17 protein-coding genes are annotated in these 17,302 nt (G+C 35.7%); 2 read left to right on the top strand and 15 right to left on the bottom strand.

Annotation, left to right across the window (positions count from 1 at the left end):
• Window positions 1-3: 3 nt before the first annotated feature.
• The 12 genes from DSM02_RS07235 to DSM02_RS07180 all read right to left on the bottom strand — a co-directional run bounded on the left by DSM02_RS07235 (window position 4) and on the right by DSM02_RS07180 (window position 11,823).
• A complete protein-coding gene (locus DSM02_RS07235) occupies window positions 4-1,575 on the bottom strand; it encodes a sensor histidine kinase (RefSeq protein ID WP_128764990.1) in 1,572 nt (523 codons plus the stop codon).
• Between the two features lie 65 nt (window positions 1,576-1,640).
• Window positions 1,641-2,234: a dephospho-CoA kinase gene (coaE, locus tag DSM02_RS07230; RefSeq protein ID WP_128764989.1), complete on the bottom strand. Its 594-nt coding sequence runs from the start codon at window positions 2,232-2,234 to the stop codon at window positions 1,641-1,643.
• On the bottom strand, window positions 2,231-3,175 hold the full coding sequence (locus tag DSM02_RS07225; RefSeq protein ID WP_128764988.1) for a CdaR family protein: 945 nt from the start codon (window positions 3,173-3,175) through the stop codon (window positions 2,231-2,233). Before DSM02_RS07225 ends, coaE begins: the two co-directional genes overlap by 4 nt.
• Window positions 3,176-3,198: 23 nt before the next feature.
• The gene (locus DSM02_RS07220; RefSeq protein WP_128764987.1) at window positions 3,199-4,197 is read right to left on the bottom strand and encodes a glycosyltransferase; all 999 of its coding nucleotides are present in this window, start codon (window positions 4,195-4,197) and stop codon (window positions 3,199-3,201) included.
• Window positions 4,198-4,363: 166 nt separating this feature from the next.
• Window positions 4,364-5,188, bottom strand: a complete 825-nt coding sequence (locus DSM02_RS07215) for an enoyl-ACP reductase FabI (RefSeq protein WP_128764986.1) — start codon at window positions 5,186-5,188, stop codon at window positions 4,364-4,366.
• A 39-nt stretch (window positions 5,189-5,227) separates the two neighbouring features.
• Window positions 5,228-6,880, bottom strand: a complete 1,653-nt coding sequence (gene recN / locus DSM02_RS07210) for a DNA repair protein RecN (RefSeq protein WP_128764985.1) — start codon at window positions 6,878-6,880, stop codon at window positions 5,228-5,230.
• Window positions 6,881-7,144: 264 nt separating this feature from the next.
• Complete coding sequence (gene porD / locus DSM02_RS07205; RefSeq protein WP_128764984.1) at window positions 7,145-8,029, bottom strand: type IX secretion system protein PorD; 885 nt, start codon at window positions 8,027-8,029, stop codon at window positions 7,145-7,147.
• Window positions 8,022-9,233, bottom strand: a complete 1,212-nt coding sequence (coaBC, locus tag DSM02_RS07200) for a bifunctional phosphopantothenoylcysteine decarboxylase/phosphopantothenate--cysteine ligase CoaBC (protein WP_128764983.1) — start codon at window positions 9,231-9,233, stop codon at window positions 8,022-8,024. The genes porD and coaBC overlap by 8 nt, the downstream gene beginning before the upstream one ends.
• Before the next feature lie 2 nt (window positions 9,234-9,235).
• Window positions 9,236-9,559: a DNA-directed RNA polymerase subunit omega gene (locus tag DSM02_RS07195; RefSeq protein WP_009780002.1), complete on the bottom strand. Its 324-nt coding sequence runs from the start codon at window positions 9,557-9,559 to the stop codon at window positions 9,236-9,238.
• Between the two features lie 19 nt (window positions 9,560-9,578).
• A complete protein-coding gene (locus DSM02_RS07190; RefSeq protein ID WP_240674000.1) occupies window positions 9,579-10,370 on the bottom strand; it encodes an outer membrane protein assembly factor BamD in 792 nt (263 codons plus the stop codon).
• 51 nt (window positions 10,371-10,421) lie between these two features.
• Window positions 10,422-11,303, bottom strand: a complete 882-nt coding sequence (gene dapA, locus DSM02_RS07185) for a 4-hydroxy-tetrahydrodipicolinate synthase (protein ID WP_128764981.1) — start codon at window positions 11,301-11,303, stop codon at window positions 10,422-10,424.
• Between the two features lies 1 nt (window position 11,304).
• Window positions 11,305-11,823: a DUF6913 domain-containing protein gene (locus tag DSM02_RS07180; RefSeq protein WP_128764980.1), complete on the bottom strand. Its 519-nt coding sequence runs from the start codon at window positions 11,821-11,823 to the stop codon at window positions 11,305-11,307.
• 65 nt (window positions 11,824-11,888) lie between these two features.
• Here DSM02_RS07180 and DSM02_RS07175 point away from each other — a divergent pair, with 65 nt between their 5' ends.
• Entirely contained in the window at window positions 11,889-12,638 is a 750-nt protein-coding gene (locus DSM02_RS07175; RefSeq protein ID WP_128764979.1) for a 5'-nucleotidase C-terminal domain-containing protein, read from the top strand.
• A 2-nt stretch (window positions 12,639-12,640) separates the two neighbouring features.
• Window positions 12,641-13,549 carry a bifunctional metallophosphatase/5'-nucleotidase gene (locus DSM02_RS07170; protein ID WP_128764978.1) on the top strand — a complete coding sequence of 303 codons (909 nt, stop codon included), beginning with the start codon at window positions 12,641-12,643 and terminating at the stop codon, window positions 13,547-13,549.
• Here DSM02_RS07170 and DSM02_RS07165 read toward each other — a convergent pair.
• The 3 genes from DSM02_RS07165 to ligA all read right to left on the bottom strand — a co-directional run bounded on the left by DSM02_RS07165 (window position 13,546) and on the right by ligA (window position 17,256).
• Entirely contained in the window at window positions 13,546-14,268 is a 723-nt protein-coding gene (locus DSM02_RS07165) for a hypothetical protein (RefSeq protein WP_128764977.1), read from the bottom strand. The two genes, DSM02_RS07170 and DSM02_RS07165, sit on opposite strands and share 4 nt — an antisense overlap.
• Before the next feature lie 113 nt (window positions 14,269-14,381).
• Window positions 14,382-14,819, bottom strand: a complete 438-nt coding sequence (locus DSM02_RS07160) for a hypothetical protein (protein WP_128764976.1) — start codon at window positions 14,817-14,819, stop codon at window positions 14,382-14,384.
• A 445-nt stretch (window positions 14,820-15,264) separates the two neighbouring features.
• The gene (gene ligA, locus DSM02_RS07155; RefSeq protein WP_128764975.1) at window positions 15,265-17,256 is read right to left on the bottom strand and encodes an NAD-dependent DNA ligase LigA; all 1,992 of its coding nucleotides are present in this window, start codon (window positions 17,254-17,256) and stop codon (window positions 15,265-15,267) included.
• Between the last annotated feature and the right edge of the window lie 46 nt (window positions 17,257-17,302).

Below are 17,302 nucleotides of genomic sequence, written 5' to 3'. Positions count from 1 at the left end.
TGTTTAAGATATTAGTGGTAATTTAATTATGAACGTGCTGCCTTTGCCCTTCTCACTTTGTACCCAGATCTCACCTGCGTGATCTTCTACCATACGCTTTGCATAAGCTAAGCCAAGGCCATGTCCTTTTACGTTATGTATATCGCCGGTATGCTCGCGATAAAATTTATCAAATATTTTTTTCTGAACCTGTTTAGTCATTCCATCACCTTGGTCTTTAATTTTTACCAATATGAAATTCTTGAGATTTTCTGTATAGATATCAATCTTAGGTACATCTGTAGAATACTTCACAGCATTGTCTAGAATATTAACCAATACATTAGTAAAATGTGACTCATTGGCTAAAACCGAACTCTTTACTGCTCCAAAATGTGTATTTACATACCCTTGCTTATCTTCTACAATAAGCTCTATATGAGAGATCGCATCTTCAATGATATCGTGAAGTTTTAATCGTTCTTTACGGATATCAAGTTCATTCTTTTCAAGTTTAGAAATACGCAATACATTCTCAACCTGAGCATGCATGCGTTTATTTTCTTCCCGTATCATTCCCATATAACGCGTAAGCGCTTCAGGGTTGCCATTTATTTTTGGATTCTTAATCGCATCTAAGGCTAAGTTTATAGTCGCTATAGGCGTCTTAAACTCATGCGTCATATTATTTATAAAATCCGTTTTTATTTCTGAAATCTGGCGTTGCTTAACCAACTGCTGTAAAGCACTGCTGTAAGCAATAACAATGATAAGGGTAAACAAAATACTCAATCCTCCCATTCCTATCACCGATGAAACAACAAACTTCTTCTCCCCCGGAAAATTAGCTACTAACTCATAATCATTGTTGCCCTCGTTATCAGTAAATAGAGGAACACTGAAGTTCTGATCTGGAGACTGTAAATCAAAATCTTCTGAACGCACGTTAGTAACCAAATTGTTACTATATATAGCATACTCAAAATTGGTATCCATATCACGCTCTGCTAACTCCATCGTTAGTAAACGCTCCAACTCTTCTTCGTCAACACGCTTATGAATAGGTATTTTACGTGTTATGTACATCACAGCCTGCTCAATATTATAACGCTCTATCTCGCTTAGATCAGACATTCTCGTCAAAACTTTAGTACGGTCTACTCTAGAATTGTCAATATCATTTTTGTCTATTATTTGAGTGTATTGTCGCTGTAAGTATCTTTTAAATTTTATGCTGTCAACTTCATAATCCAGAATTGGCGCACTTAACTTATAATCTTGCTCTACAATACTATTTCTAAAAATGAAAGATTCATTAGTCAATGAATCATCTTGCTTGTAAATCAAATCATAGAGGCTAACATCATCAGGAACTCCAAGACTGTCTCGCATACGCAAAACAGGGTTGTACCAGTCATTTACCTCTTTCATTTGAATATCACGAGAGACTTCTTTTAAGACCTGTTTGGCGTTAAATGCAAATTGACCACGCTTCGCTTCAATACTATTTGATATCCAATAGCCTTGCACAAAAATGATGCCTATGAGAGATAGGCTCATCAGCACGACAAGGAGTACAAATAGATTTTTATTCATAGCTCAAATGTATGATTTTAACATTTAGCGCTTTGGTGGTTTAACCAAATGTTAACAAGAATGAGCTATGTATTTACGCGGTCTCGCAAGATTTGACGATGAATATTTTTAGCCTGTAGTTTGCTGTTATCCAATTCAATGTTCTCGATTATAAAGTCTGCTAACGGAATCTTTTTTGCATCATTCCATTGCTTATTCATTCGGTTTTCTATGTCTTCAACCGTAGAATCATCACGTTCTAAAACACGATGAATTCGCATTTTTTTTGGTGCTGTAATGAGAATCGTATAATCTAGTCCCGAAGCTGTACCGTTCTCAAAAAGTATTGCAGCTTCCTTTAAAACATATGGAGCATCTTGTTGAGCACACCAGTTTTTAAAATGTTTACCTACTGCCGGATGAACAATTTGATTGAGTTTTTCTAATAAATCCTTATCCTTAAAAACTTTATCTGCAACATATTTACGATCTAATTCACCTCCTCTATAAGAAGCTTTTCCCAGAAGTCTTATAATTGGCTTTCGCAACGCTTCTGTATTCATCAAAGCTTTAGCTTCAATATCTGCATAGTAAACCGGGATACCAAATTCTGAAGAAAAATACTTAGCAATTGTAGTTTTACCACTACCTATTCCTCCGGTTATACCTACTGTGATCATTTTACTAATAAATATTGTACAGTGCTTTCGCTTAAACGAATGTCACGCACATATTCTGGAGCTTCTAGAACCTGAGGCGTTAAAGATGTAGAAAGACTGTCTATTTCATTAAAATCAACAACCACTTTAAAGTCTGAAGATTTTACTTGCTCGTAGTTGCTTAGATTCACATTAAATATAACATTAACCCGCTTTGGGAATACCTTAGCCGTAACATTAGATGGCACATTAATAAGCTGAAGCGGGACTGACACGTTGCCTTCGGTAAACTTATCTACAGCTAAGGCATAAGCGACGCGACCGGGAGCTAATTTCACTAAAGGAATATCTTTTCCAAAAGTAAGGTTGAGACTATCTGCTTTAGAATTCCGTACGTCCTGAAATTTTAATTCTTCAGTGAAAATTTGTGTTATGGTATCAACTTCAGTCTGCGGACCACGTATGGTAATTGAATCAGGCTGAATTTTAAACCCTTCTAAACTACCATAACCCGGTGCAAACGTAATGCTATACTTAGGCACGATAGGTATCTTCTTATCAAAATTTCTATCCAGATCAAAAAATACAGTGTCTGGTTTGAAAGAAGCTATTTCACTACCACTTAAACTTCCTTTTAATGCGTCATTCTCGTCATTAAAAACATAATATGACCGATCTTTATTTCTGGAAAGCTGAGATAAATCTATTGGAAAATCCTGCGAAAAGAATCTGTATTTAAAATAATCGTAACCACTCGCCTTACCTGTAACTTCAACCGTATTTGTAGATGCAGATTTTAAAATCTGATCTTCAGATAAATTTTGAAACTTCAACGGAACTTTAACTGTAAAGCTGAAATTTCGATTCAACTTGATCATAACAGATATTGTAGCCACAACCACCAGAATGGTCATAAAAACCCGAAGGTTTGCATTTTTACTACGTTTTTTTCGATCTGCCATATTCAAATTTCATTCAATTAAAATTACTTAAAAAATAAGTGAGGGTATTCTTTTAAAGGATCCTTTTTGAGTAATATTATTTTGATTTTGGATTCTAAAAAAGCAAAGCCATAACCTACGAACTGAACCAATACCGCCCATACAGAAAGTAAACCTATACTCAGACTTTTATTTTTTAATGTGGAATCTAAAGCAATTAAAATAAGATAACCTAAAACCAACAATACCGGTAAATAAATCTCAAGCATTGCAAGAATAAATGCCACAATCAAACCAAGTGTAAAGAATGTAGGAAACCAATACGTGAGTTTTGCAGTTTGTGGATGCCAGCTGGTAAGAATAGGCCTAACCGTACCAAATTTTTTAACCTGAACATAAAATTTAGACCATGAAATTCGGCGTTTATGATATACAAACGCTTCTGGAATCAACTTGGAGTCAAAGCCTAGACCCCAAAGTCTTATACTTAAATCTGGATCTTCGCCGGGATGAATTTTACCAAATCCTCCTGAAGCTTCAAATGCTTCTTTTGAAATTCCCATATTAAAACTACGCGGCTCAAATTTGCTTTTCCCCTCTTTTCTTCCCCGTATTCCTCCTGTGGAAAACAACGAAGTCATCGCGTAATTAATTGACTTTTGTAACGATGTGAAATCTTCATGAGCAGCATCAGGTCCACCAAAAAAATCTATATACTCGTGATTTAGAGAGTCTGAAACAAGCTTCAAATAATTTTCTGGTAACACACAATCACTATCCAGAATGATAAAATAATTGCCTTGTGCGCGTTGCATTCCATAATTGCGGGATGCACCGGGTCCAGAATTATCTTTAAACAAATAAGTAATATTTAAATCCTTAAAAGCCTTACAAACTTCTTCTGAACTTTTAGTAGAACCATCTTCTACAATAACAATCTCATAAGGTTGAGCATAAATCTGTTTCTTAAAACTTTCTAACAGTTCTTGCACCTCTTGAGGCCTGTTATAAACAGGGATTATAATGGAAAGTTTTATCGACATATTATACACGTAGTATTCTTTTGGCTAAATTACGCTTTATACTATAATTGAGGTTAGTTAGTTTTTAAACTTAAACAGAAGCTTATTTATTATTCAACGACAAGTTATATCATAAAAAATGCCCGATAGTCACCGACTTCGGGCACTTTAAAATTTTAGCCTAAGCTTATTTTTCTTCTGCTTCTACAAAAGCTTCCATCACTGCATCGCTAACTCCCATATTACTGAAGCCACCGTCGTGGAACAAATTCTGAAGCGTTACTTTTTTCGTTAAATCTGAAAATAGAGAAACGGTGTAGTCTGCACAATCCTGAGCAGTAGCGTTTCCTAACGGACTCATTTTATCTGCATAAGCGATAAATCCATCAAATCCTTTTACTCCTTGACCAGCTGTAGTAGGTGTTGGAGATTGAGAAATTGTATTCACTCGTACTTTTTTATCTCTTCCGAAGAAATAACCAAAACTACGCGCAATACTTTCTAAATAGGCTTTATTATCTGCCATATCATTATAATCAGGAAAAACACGCTGTGCAGCCATATATGTCAAAGCAACAATGCTTCCCCACTCATTCATTGCATCTTGCTTATAAAGCACCTGCATCGTCTTGTGAAAAGACATCGCACTAACGTCTGTTCCCTTCTGAGTCCAATCGTATTTTTGATCAGTATAGTGACGCCCTTTACGCACATTAATAGACATCCCAATACTATGAAGAACAAAGTCTATTTTACCACCTAATTCTTCAACTGCGCCTGCAACAAGAGCCTCTAAATCTTCAACTGAAGTTGCATCAGCAGGAATAATTTTTGATCCTGTTTTCTCTGCAAGTTTATTGATGCTTCCCATACGCATTGCAATAGGAGCATTTGTCAATACAAAGGTTCCACCTTCTTCGTGAACACGCTCTGCGGTTTTCCACGCGATAGAATTTTCGTCAAGCGCGCCAAAGATTATACCTCGTTTTCCTTTTAATAAATTATAGGACATAATAGTTGTTTAATTTAAGTGGTCAAATATAGTATTTTATTAGTTGAGAAGCTGTCTTGCGTGGTCAAAAGCTGCATCAGAAGACGCTTTACCTCCTAACATTTCTGCGAGTTCTGCTACACGCTCATCGGTGCTTAAAACGCGGATTCCTGTAGTGGTTTTTTTAGCTAAATCTTCTTTGTAAACTTTTAAATGACTTGCTCCCTGACCAGCGATTTGCGGTAAATGTGTAATACTTATAAGCTGCATACGGGATCCCATATCTTTCATAATATGCCCCATTTTTAAAGCAACCTCACCACTCACACCCGTGTCAATTTCATCAAAAATAAGTGTAGGTAATTTTGCATAATCACTTAATATAGATTTTATAGCCAGCATAATACGAGACAATTCACCACCAGAAGCTGCTTTTTTTAATTCTTGTGCTCGCATTCCTTTATTAGCTGTAAACAGAAAATGAAGTTGATCTTTTCCATTTTCTAAAAAAGTAGTGCTATCTGTTAAACTGACTTCAAACCGCGCATTAGGCATCCCAAGATTTGAAAGAATCTGCTGAAGTTTTTCAGTTAAAGGTTTTATAGTTTTTGTACGTCTTTTAGTAAGCGATACAGCTTGTTTTTCAAGTTCAATTTTTGCCTGAGCAATTTCTCGCTCCAAGTTATTTATTTCAGAATCCAGATTGTTTAAAGATTGTACTTCGTCATCTAACGTATCTCTAATTTCAATAAGCCCTTCAACGCTGTCAACCTGATGCTTTTTCTGAAGATCAAAAAACATTTTTAACCTACTTTCTAAACGTGCCAACTCGGTTGGATCACTCTCTGTATCTGCGGCAAGATCATTTATACTTTCTGAAATATCATCAAGCTCAATAGTTACCGCCTCAAGCCGATCACTCAATTCTTTCAATTGAGGACTAAAGCTAGAAAGTTTAGCTAAGCGAACTTTTGCGGTAAGCAACATCTCATTAACTCCCACCTCTTCCCTACTCAGAATTTGGTAGGCTTCAGCAAGGCCTTCAGTAATTTGCTCCACATTATTTAATGCATCATGTGATGCTTCAATACTTTCTTGTTCCCCCTCTTTTAAATTTGCAGCAAGCAATTCTTCCAGCAAAAAGGTTTTATATTCTTCTTCCTTTTGAGCTTCCTCTTTTTGAGATCGCTTCTTTTTAAGCTGACTTTGTTTAGATCTGAATTCTTGATAAAGCTCCTGATAGTTAGCCAGAATCGATTCATTTTCTGCAAAAGCATCCAAAACCTGAAACTGAAAATCTACATCGGTTACCTCAAGTGTTTGATGCTGACTGTGAATATCTACCAGTCGTGCTCCCAATGCTGAAAGTTGACTAAGCGTAACCGGAGTATCATTAACAAAAGCACGGCTTTTTCCACTAGAAAGAATCTCACGCCTAATAATTGTTTGCGACTCGTAATCCAAATCTTCTTCCTCAAATAGAACTTTTAAATCATAGGCCGAAACATTAAAATGTGCTTCAATAACACATTTCTCATCAGGATTACCTATACTGCTAATATCTGCGCGCTTCCCTAAAATAAGCCCTAAAGCACCCAGAAGAATAGATTTACCTGCACCGGTCTCACCGGTAATCACAGTAAACCCTTCATTAAACTGAAGGTTGACCTCTTCTATTAATGCGTAATTTTTTATGTGTAGTGAACTGAGCAATTAAAATTTTGGTTTAAGTTCTTAAAAATGAAATTTTACCGGTAATGACAAATACTAATCCGGCTCCACAAACTATTCCGACTATAGAACCCATCAAATCTCCAGAAAATACAATTAATGTTAATATTCTAAAAACAAGAATTAATAGACCCAGAATGAGGACTTTATTCATAATCATCATATTTATAAGCAAAAAATGATGTCGTTTTGCTCCCGTAAATATACTAGAGAAATTTGCTACACTCAAAGAAAACAGACAGTCTCTTACAATTTGATCTGTTGCCAGTAAGCAGACTTGGTAGGAGCCACTTTATTAAGCATATCTACAAGATTACTTATAGAAACCTGCGGCCCTTCTGAGAACATATTTTTAACTTCCTCAGCTTTTGTATCAAAAAATACGCGTGTTAAAAAATTGTTCGGTCGGCTGGTATACATTTGGTTAAACAACTCTAATGTCACAGCAATAGACTGCTTTCCTTCTTTTGGGTTATCTGCCATATAATCTAAGCCATTTCGATGATAAGCATACATCACATCATGAAATTCCCTGAAATTAGGAGACAATAAATCTTGATTCAATCTAAAACGCGTTTGCGTCCCACTTTGAGGAGACCAGCCATCTGTTACTTGTTGTTGCGCTGTATTTACAATACGTTTAGCTTCTTCAAAATAGGGTTGGCCACCATTCAATTCATACGAATCTGCATCAAGGCCAATTATCGTATATGCATAGAAAGCCAATACTGAAATTAGATTAGAGTCAAAACTATTAGGGTTATAATTTAAAGGCTGGAATTCTGTATATCTAAAATTGAATTGCTTGTCGTTAAAGTTTAAAAGTGTTGAGTTGTACGTGCTGTTATATACAGGTCTTGAAGATTGAACCTGTATAGAAGCTGTAAAATAATCAGAATCTATATTCGAAATTATAATAACAAAACTACAATCTATACGCTCCTGTTGCTTGACATTAAGATCTGTCCAAGTTGTTTTATTCATAAACTCGGTAAGTTCTGTTTTCAACGTTCTAAAAACCTGAAGATTACTCAACCCGGTTTGTTCTGTATTTATTGTCAAAGAGCAATTGAGCTCCTGCGCCTGAAGTCCAAAACACACAAAAAACAAAACAAGTACAAGTTTATACATCTAACGCCTTTTGAATAAATTCTAATAAATCTTGAGCAACGAGTTCTTTTTCTTTCAATTCCTGCGGAAAAACAGCTCCATCCCTAGTGATGAAAGTTACTTTATTAGTATCGGTTTTAAAACCAGCACCTTTATCATTTAAAGAATTTAAGACGATTAAGTCCAGATTCTTTCGAGTGATTTTTCCTTTTGCATTTTCAAGTTCATTTTCAGTTTCTAATGCAAAACCAACTAAATACTGATTCTTCTTATGTTTTCCTAAATGTGCTAAAATATCCTGAGTTGGCTCTAACTGAATAGTTAATGCATCAACTTTCTTTTTAATTTTTTGAGTTGCAACTTCAGCTGGTCTGTAATCTGCTACAGCAGCAGCAGCGATTACTACATCAGCAGAACTATAGTATTGCTGTACAACTTTAAACATTTCCGCTGCAGATGTAACGTGAATAAGATTAACTAAATTGTGTTTCAGTTTTAAATGCGTAGGCCCCGAAACCAGAACAACTTCTGCTCCAAGATTTGCAGCTTCAGCGGCAATCGCATAACCCATTTTACCACTACTGTGATTCCCTATAAATCGCACAGGATCTATAGCTTCATAAGTAGGACCAGCAGTTATGAGAATCTTGCTCCCTTTTAACGGAAGCCTTTTTAGTATATCTGCCTCAATAAAAGTGATAATATCTTCGGGCTCCGCCATACGGCCTTTACCTTCTAAACCACTCGCAAGTTCACCACTAGTAGCCGGTATCATTACATTACCGTAACTAATAAGTTGCTCAAACGAATTTGCAGTACTGGGGTGCATATACATATCCAAGTCCATAGCAGGAGCAAAATAAACCGGACATTTAGCCGAAAGATAAGTTGCCAGTAACAAATTATCTGATGTCCCATTTGCCATTTTAGACAAGGTATTTGCTGTTGCCGGGGCTATAACCAGGAAATCGGCCCAAAGACCGAGTTCCACGTGGTTATTCCACAATGCATTTTCACTTTCTTCATTAGTAAATGTAGAAAGCACTTCGTTTTTAGATAGCGTAGAAAGGGTCAACGGAGTAACAAACTCTTTGGCATCAGGAGTCATAACAACCCGTACTTCTGCACCAGCTTTGACAAAACCTCTAACCAAAAGAGCCGCTTTATAAGCAGCTATCCCGGCGGTTACTCCAAGTAAGACCTTTTTACCGCGTAAAACAGACATGACTACTCTGTTGCAGTCGTATCGCGGAAGTATATTTTATCTTCTAACCATTCTTGAACAGCCATAGCATGTGGCTTAGGCAAACGCTCGTAAAACTTAGAAACTTCAATCTGCTCTTTGTTCTCAAAAATCTCTTCTAAACTGTCACTATACGTAGCAAACTCATCTAACTTCTCAAGTAATTCTCTCTTGATTTCTGTGTTTATTTGAGTAGCACGCTTAGCGATAATTGAGATCGCTTCATAGATGTTCCCCGTAGGAGCATCAATCTCGCTTCTGTTATGAGTAACTGTATTTACTGGTGCATCTAAATTTTTCACATCCATAATATTCGCATTAATTTAATTAGGAATAATTTTCCAATATTGAGTCTATATCTGCTTTTATCTCATCAGCCTGAGCACGATAATCTCCCTCAGGGAAATAATTGATTAACGTCTCATACATTTCTATTGCTTCTTCTAATCGTGGTTTGACCAATATGTTAATACTTTTTGAACCGTATTGATACTGCGAATCTAATTTATAGAAAAATGCAGCTTCACGAAATGGTGAACCAGGGTAATCTGATAAAAAATCATCTAAAGAAGAAATCGCAGCCGGATACTGCATAATCTTATGCCATCCCTTTGCTATTTCAAAAGATTTCTTCTGCATTTTAATGCTAAGCTCTTTAATTCGCTCATTAGCATCTTCAGCATAAGGTGATTCTGGATAAGACGTGATGAATTGCTGTAATTGAGTTAAACCTTTTTCAGTTTCAGACTGATCTAGCTGATAATTAGGAGAAAGCTCTGCATAACTCACTGCAGCTTTATATTCTGCCTCCTCTGCCTTATCAGAATCAGGATATGCCGAAACAAAACGATCAAACTGATAACCTGCTAAATAGTAATTTTCTTCTTGATACTGAGCATCTGCATATAAAAACATGATACGCTCTGCTTGAGGTTTACCTCTATATGCAGGAACGATCTGCTCCCACAACTTTAAGGATTTACGGTATTTACCGGCATCGTAAAGCGAGTCTGCCATAGAATATTTCACTCCTGTATCTTCAGATTTGAGAGCTTTTTGATATTCACTACAAGACGCCAAAGTTATTACGGCTAATACAACTACAATTGTTTTCTTCATTAAGCTTAAAAACATCGGGCAAAAATAAGGTTTTTCTAGGGATTACAAAACTTAAAGACCAGTCTCGCTCAAGTATGTTGCAATATTTTGTTTTAAAGTTTCTGTTGCCGGAACTAAAGGCAGTCTGACACTGTCGTTACAAATCTTCTTACTTGCCAGTAAAGCTTTAATACCGGCAGGATTACCTTCAGCAAAAATAAGATCTACGGCAGGCATTAACGTATAATGCTTCTTATATGCTTCGTTAAAATTACTTTGTAAGCCTTGCTTCATCATTTCTGAAAAAACACCGGGTAAACCTTGCGCAAGTACCGAAATCACACCATCACCACCAGCAGAAACTGTGGGTAAAGCCAGTAGATCATCTCCAGAAAGTACTAAGAACCCATCTGGACGGTCTTTTATAAGGCGCATCATTTGAGCGAGATCACCTGCAGCTTCTTTAACTCCAATAATATTTTCTGAATTATTGGCGAGTTTAATTACCGTTTCTGGCAAAACATTGCTACCGGTACGACCAGGAACATTATACAAAATTATAGGAAGCGGTGAAGCCTTTGCTATCGCTAAATAATGTGCATAGATACCGGCTTGTGTAGGTCTGTTATAATAAGGTGAAACCGATAAAATCGCTTTAAAATCGGTAAAATCTCTGGTTTTAAGTTCTTCTATAAGAGCTGTGGTATTATTCCCTCCCACTCCTAGAACTAGTGGTAATCTGCCAGCATTGACCTCAATAACCTTAGCGATAACCTTGTCTTTCTCTGCAGATGTGAGCGTAGCATTTTCTGCTGTAGTCCCCATTACCACGAGGTAATCTACACCACCAGATATGTTATATTCAACTAGCTCACCTAAACCGTTTAGGTCTAAACTTAAGTCTTCATTAAATGGAGTTGCCAGTGCAACACCAGTCCCTTTCAATTCTTGCATCTTAATCTATGCGATTTAATAATTTCAAATATTTCAACAGTTCGGTTTCAAACGCTTGTACCTCTTCAGCCCTAGAATTAATGGTTAAATCATTAAAATCTACTGAGTCCGAAGAAATACCAACTTTAAATAAAGCTTTAGATTGCGCCGAAACGAAATCCAAAAATACATTTTCTGTACGGTAATAACTTATTAACACCTTAAAAGGTTTATCTATAAATTGCTGTATTTTGGAATTTCTTAAACTTCCGGAGATTGAAAAATCACTTTTACTCAAACCCAGGCAAGACTCTTTTTGGGTATGGGTTTTATCATCTGTAAAAACAACCAGCATATTATCGTCTGATTCTGTTACAAGTAAAAGCAACTCGTTTAATCTTTTCAGATTTTGAACCTCACGCAAATCAACGAGTAATCCTGCACCTACTCCTACTGAATTTTTAAAACTTTGCTTAGAATTCTTGTGAATATTCTTAACCTTAGATTTAAGCAAATTCTGTTTCCATCCATCTAAAAACATCTAAATTTGTTTTGCGCAAATGTAATTAATTATCGCGCAAAGCAACTCTTTTATTTAATCAGTCAATGATTCGGATTTTTCTATCTCTAGTTCTCACTATTAGCCTGCTGGGCTGCAAAGATTCTCAAGCCACCTTAACACACATTGAAAGCCATCAACTTCCTGTCACAGACAGTATTCAAGCAAATCAGGATGTCCTGGATTATATTGCTCCTTACCGAAAACGCATAGATGAAGAAATGAGTGCTGTGCTTGCATACGCTCCACAAAGCCTTTCAAAAAAGGAAGGTCCATACAACACTGCAATAGGTAATATGATGGCAGATGCTGTTTTTAAATTGAGCAACCCGGTGTTTAAAAAAAGAACAGGAAAAAATATTGATGCGGTTCTTCTTAATCATGGAGGAATCAGATCTACTTTAAATGCCGGTGATGTGACCATGCGATCAGCTTTTGATATTATGCCTTTTGAAAACAGCGTTGTGGTTGTAGAACTTACAAGCGACCAGGTGAATGAGATGTTTGATTATTTAAAATCAGGCACCGCTCACCCTATTTCTAATATGCAACTTGTACTCGATGAAAAAAATGAGATTAAAACCGCCACTATAAATGGAAACTCAGTCGAAAATAGCAAAACCTATTTTATAGCGACTAACGATTATCTGCAACAAGGAGGCGACCACATGACATTTTTAAGTGAACCTTTAAGTATGGAGGTTTTAGATTATAAAATACGTAGCATTTTAGTTGATTACTTTAAGGAGCAAGACACAATAGCACCTGTAAGAGACAATCGTTTTATAAAAGAATAGATATGGAAAGAAGAAAGTTTATAAAGCAAACCAGTATCGCAACTGCAGTTGTTGCCGGCACACCTAGTTTTAATCTTTTTGCTGAGACGAAAAAGTCAAAGAAAATCACGATTCTCCACACAAATGATGTACACAGTCATATTGATCCGTTTTCTCCCGAAGATGCATCTTTTCCCAATAAAGGTGGTGTTGCAAGACGCTTAACCCTAATCGAAGCAATACGCAAAGAAAATCCCAATACCTTATTATTGGATGCGGGAGATATCTTTCAAGGCACACCTTATTTTAATTTTTATGGCGGCGAACTTGAATTTAAATTAATGAGTATGATGCAGTATGATGCTGCAACAATAGGTAATCACGATTTTGATAATGGTGTGAATGGCTTAGCTGCACAAATGCCAAATGCCAGCTTTAAAATGCTGAGTTCAAATTATGATTTTACAAACACTGCTATGGACGGTTTAACAAAACCGTATGAGATCTTTATAAAAGATGGAATTAAAATAGGCGTGTTTGGAATAGGAATACAATTAGAAGGCTTAGTAACTCCTGCACTATCTAAAGAAACTCAATATCTAGACCCCACTGAAATTTCTCAGGATATGACCCGCATTTTAAAAGAAGAACAAAATTGTGATTTAGTCATTTGTCTCTCTCACTTAGGGTACAGCTATAAATATGATAAAATATCAGACGTCACACTCGCAAAAAAAACTAAAAACATCGATCTGATCATAGGGGGCCACACGCACACATTTTTAGAAAAACCTACAATAGTCAAAAACGCCGCAGACGTTGATGTCATAGTGAATCAAGTAGGTTGGGCCGGAGTCAATCTGGGAAGAATAGACTTTGAGTTCGATCTTAATGGTAAAGCAACTGCAACTTCAAAAACAATTACTATCTAATAATCATCATAACCTATATCTGTACGTATTTTTTCAATTCGTACATAATAGATTACTACACAAGTCTTGTGTACACATATTGCAATTTTGACACCGGTGGCAATGATTGTTATGGGCATACTATAGGTATACACAAAAGCCAAAATAGCTTCAAGAAGTAAGCCTCCTCCTATTAGATACAAATAAACATTACTTGGGTGGCTGTTTCTCAACGGAATCAAAAAGCAGATCAGCGTAAATATTAGTAGAAATATGGCGCCAAAAACAAATAAGAATTTATTTGGAACACTATTATAATACATACTCATCAAATATATTACTGTATAAGTGCAGAATATAACTTCTATTATCGGCTGCAACACCATTTCTTTAGTGATTTTTCGCGGTCTTATTCTAAGAATAGGTATGAATGTATATAACATAGCAGCCGCAGCAATAAAAAACGTCACAAGTATTATTGTAAAATACTTATGTACATCGGTAAGTAAGCATACCTCCCCTACATAAGCTGAAGCCAAAAAAGCAGCTAATACGAGGTTATGTTTTTTTAAAGACTTACAATAAAACCAATAATAAATTAAATAGAAAGAAGGCTGTAAAATATATCCTAAAGTCTGATTGATTGAAGAAGTGAAAATAAATACTATACAGCAAAAAATACCCAGATACAAAATTTGTGAAGGTCCGGGTGTATAAAAATCAGTATTTATTTCTCTCATCTATTTTTAACTATGCTCAAGGACACTAATAAATAAGGTCGTAAATAACTAAAAAAAATTAACAATTAATAATATTACTTATGTTAAAGTGTTGAGTTAACACGTCTTTTCTTTCAGAAGTATTCCTCTTTAGAACATAATATTTTATCAAGGTTAATCAAATACCAAACTAAAAAAATCTTTAGCAAAAACATTGAGATCAGAGAAAGATATAGAATTATAGAGTTTGACCATAAAAACTCATATATAAACATTGTAGGAGCCATCACAGCCATAGAACCTCCTATAAAATACAAAGCAAAATTATCTGGATGCTTGTCTTTAGCTGGCATAATTGAGCAAAAGAAAATCCAAACTAACAATGCCACTAAAGCCGGAAAAAAAATATAATAATTTGGCAAATTCTTAAACACCATTAAAATCAATTCCCAAAAAATAAAAAGTATTCCTAATAAACCAAGAAATGGCCTTATCAAATCACTCCAATCAGTTTTAAAATTTGTTCGCTTAACAAGTGGCCAAATATGATAAAGCATAGAAAATGTAGCCAAACAATAACAAGTTAAGATCAAAAAAAAATATTTGCTGAAATCAATTAAGAAAAACACCTCATTAATCAACTCACAAGTCAGGTAAAAAAGCAAGAAGTAATTATGCTTTTTTACATTGGCAACATAAAAACTATAGATTAAAAAAACACAAACAGGTCTTAAATATATTGAAAGATTAAAATGAAAACCTATTAATAGGATTTCAATAACTCCAGCAAATATATATAAGTACACTAAGTATTTAAACTTCATATAATCGGGGCTTATTCTAATCTAAATAATTTGATTGAATAGAGGTTCTTGTAATTTAAAAGAATTATTATTTAAGATGATTTATTTAAAATCAAACTGCAAAATAAAATACTCAACTATAGTTGATTAACGTGATTTCAAACACCTTGCAAAGGTTTTTACAAGTATTAAATATTTTATTTTGATTTTCGACTTATAGCATTATGAGAAATTCATCTTCAGAAATAATAGGAACATTCAATTTTTCGGCTTTTTCTAATTTACTAGGCCCCATATTTTCACCAGCAACTAGGAAATTTGTTTTTGAAGAAATACTTCCGGAAGCCTTTCCACCGTTATCTTCAATCATTTTTTTAAGTTCTGTTCTGGAAACTTTGGTAAAAACACCCGAAATAACAAAAGTCTTTCCTTTAAGTTTTTCAGTTTGATTCTCAAGTACTGAAGCATCGAGTTCTAATTGCAACCCCTTCTCTTTTAAACGACTTACAAGGTTTCTGTTTTCATTTTCAGCAAAAAAGGAAACGACACTCTGCGCGATACGCTCACCTATCTCATCAACCGCAACTAATTCCTCTTCAGATGCAGCTTCTAAAGCTTCTATATTTTTAAAATGCTTAGCCAGTTTTCGAGCTACAGTTTCACCAACGTATCTAATACCCAAGCCAAATAGAACGCGCTCAAACGGTACTTTCATTGAAGTTCCAATACCCTTTATCAAATTATCTGCAGATTTCTCTGCCATGCGCTCTAATGGTAAAATTTGCTCTTTTTTCAAATCGTATAGATCTGCGTAACTCTGAATCAATCCTTCGTTTACAAGCAGAGCAACAGTTTCTCCTCCAAGCCCTTCTATGTCCATTGCTTTTCGAGAGATAAAATGTTGAATACGACCGATAATCTGCGGCGGACATCCAATATCATTAGGACAATAGTGTTGCGCCTCACCTTCCTGACGGATTAATTCTGTATCACATTCAGGACAATTGGTTATGTAAACTGTAGGCTCAGAATCTGGATTCCGCTTTTCAAAATCAACACCCACTATTTTTGGTATAATCTCCCCCCCTTTTTCAACATAAACGTGATCTCCTTCACGTATGTCTAATTTTTCAATCTGATCTGCATTATGCAAAGAAGCTCGCTTTACAATGGTTCCGGCAAGTTGAACCGGGTCTAGGTTTGCTACCGGTGTAATTGCACCAGTACGCCCAACTTGATAAGTAATTTTCTCCAGAACAGTTTCTGCTTGCTCAGTCTTAAACTTATAAGCCATCGCCCATCTGGGAGCTTTTGCAGTAAAACCCAATTCTTCTTGTTGCTGAAAACTATTCACTTTAATCACAACACCATCAGTCTCATAAGGCAAGTCGTGACGATGCTCGTCCCAATAATTTAAAAACTCAAAAGTCTCTGCAGTTGAAGCCGTTTTTTTAGCTACATCCGGAACTTTAAACCCCCAAGAGCGGGCTTTTTCTAAACTTTCAAACTGACTTTTTATATTCAGGTTTTCTCCTACAATACTATACAATAAGCAATCTAAAGGTCTCTTAGAAACCTCTGAACTATCCTGAAGCTTCAAACTCCCGGAAGCTGTATTTCTGGGGTTACTATAAGGTTCCTCACCAGCTTCTACGCGTTCTGCATTCATCTGCACAAAACCGGCCAATGGCAAAACAATCTCTCCTCTAATATCAAATTTAGCCGGGAAATCTCCTTTTAATTTTAAGGGTACGCTTCGTATAGTTTTCACATTATTAGTAACATCATCACCCTGCACACCATCACCACGCGTGACCGCACGTACGAGTTCTCCATTCTCATAAGTAAGACTTATAGAAGCCCCGTCATACTTTAATTCACATACATATTCTACCTCACCGTCAACTAATTTTTTAAGGCGCGTTTCCCAATCTTCTAAATCTTCCTGAGAATAACTATTAGCTAAAGAATACATGCGTGACTCATGTTTTACCGTCGCAAAGTTCTTAGTGATCTGACCTCCCACTCGAAGCGTTGGCGAATTAGCATCATAAAACTCCGGATGTTTTTCTTCTAACGCTTGTAATTCTTTTAATTTTTGATCAAATGTATAATCGTCAATCTCAGGCTTATCCAAAACGTAATAATTATAATTATGGCGTCTGAGTTCTTCGCGTAAAACCTGTATCTTTTCTTGGGTAGTCATATACTGAAAATCTGTATTTAATCTTGGGAAGTTGATATTTAGTTGA

The organism is Leeuwenhoekiella polynyae (assembly GCF_004104075.1).
Classification (GTDB): Bacteria; Bacteroidota; Bacteroidia; order Flavobacteriales; family Flavobacteriaceae; genus Leeuwenhoekiella; species Leeuwenhoekiella polynyae.
Note: the sequence above shows the minus strand (reverse complement) of the source record. Positions and strands in the feature narration are given on the sequence as shown.

Excerpts from the sequence above, each read along its gene's own strand:
- DSM02_RS07235 (WP_128764990.1), bottom strand. The coding sequence starts at position 1,575 with ATGAATAAAAATCTATTTGTACTCCTTGTCGTGCTGATGAGCCTATCT.
- coaE (WP_128764989.1), bottom strand. The coding sequence starts at position 2,234 with ATGATCACAGTAGGTATAACCGGAGGAATAGGTAGTGGTAAAACTACA.
- DSM02_RS07225 (WP_128764988.1), bottom strand. The coding sequence starts at position 3,175 with ATGGCAGATCGAAAAAAACGTAGTAAAAATGCAAACCTTCGGGTTTTT.
- DSM02_RS07220 (WP_128764987.1), bottom strand. The coding sequence starts at position 4,197 with ATGTCGATAAAACTTTCCATTATAATCCCTGTTTATAACAGGCCTCAA.
- DSM02_RS07215 (WP_128764986.1), bottom strand. The coding sequence starts at position 5,188 with ATGTCCTATAATTTATTAAAAGGAAAACGAGGTATAATCTTTGGCGCG.
- porD (WP_128764984.1), bottom strand. The coding sequence starts at position 8,029 with ATGTATAAACTTGTACTTGTTTTGTTTTTTGTGTGTTTTGGACTTCAG.
- coaBC (WP_128764983.1), bottom strand. The coding sequence starts at position 9,233 with ATGTCTGTTTTACGCGGTAAAAAGGTCTTACTTGGAGTAACCGCCGGG.
- DSM02_RS07195 (WP_009780002.1), bottom strand. The coding sequence starts at position 9,559 with ATGGATGTGAAAAATTTAGATGCACCAGTAAATACAGTTACTCATAAC.
- DSM02_RS07190 (WP_240674000.1), bottom strand. The coding sequence starts at position 10,370 with ATGAAGAAAACAATTGTAGTTGTATTAGCCGTAATAACTTTGGCGTCT.
- dapA (WP_128764981.1), bottom strand. The coding sequence starts at position 11,303 with ATGCAAGAATTGAAAGGGACTGGTGTTGCACTGGCAACTCCATTTAAT.
- DSM02_RS07180 (WP_128764980.1), bottom strand. The coding sequence starts at position 11,823 with ATGTTTTTAGATGGATGGAAACAGAATTTGCTTAAATCTAAGGTTAAG.
- DSM02_RS07175 (WP_128764979.1), top strand. The coding sequence starts at position 11,889 with ATGATTCGGATTTTTCTATCTCTAGTTCTCACTATTAGCCTGCTGGGC.
- DSM02_RS07170 (WP_128764978.1), top strand. The coding sequence starts at position 12,641 with ATGGAAAGAAGAAAGTTTATAAAGCAAACCAGTATCGCAACTGCAGTT.
- DSM02_RS07165 (WP_128764977.1), bottom strand. The coding sequence starts at position 14,268 with ATGAGAGAAATAAATACTGATTTTTATACACCCGGACCTTCACAAATT.
- ligA (WP_128764975.1), bottom strand. The coding sequence starts at position 17,256 with ATGACTACCCAAGAAAAGATACAGGTTTTACGCGAAGAACTCAGACGC.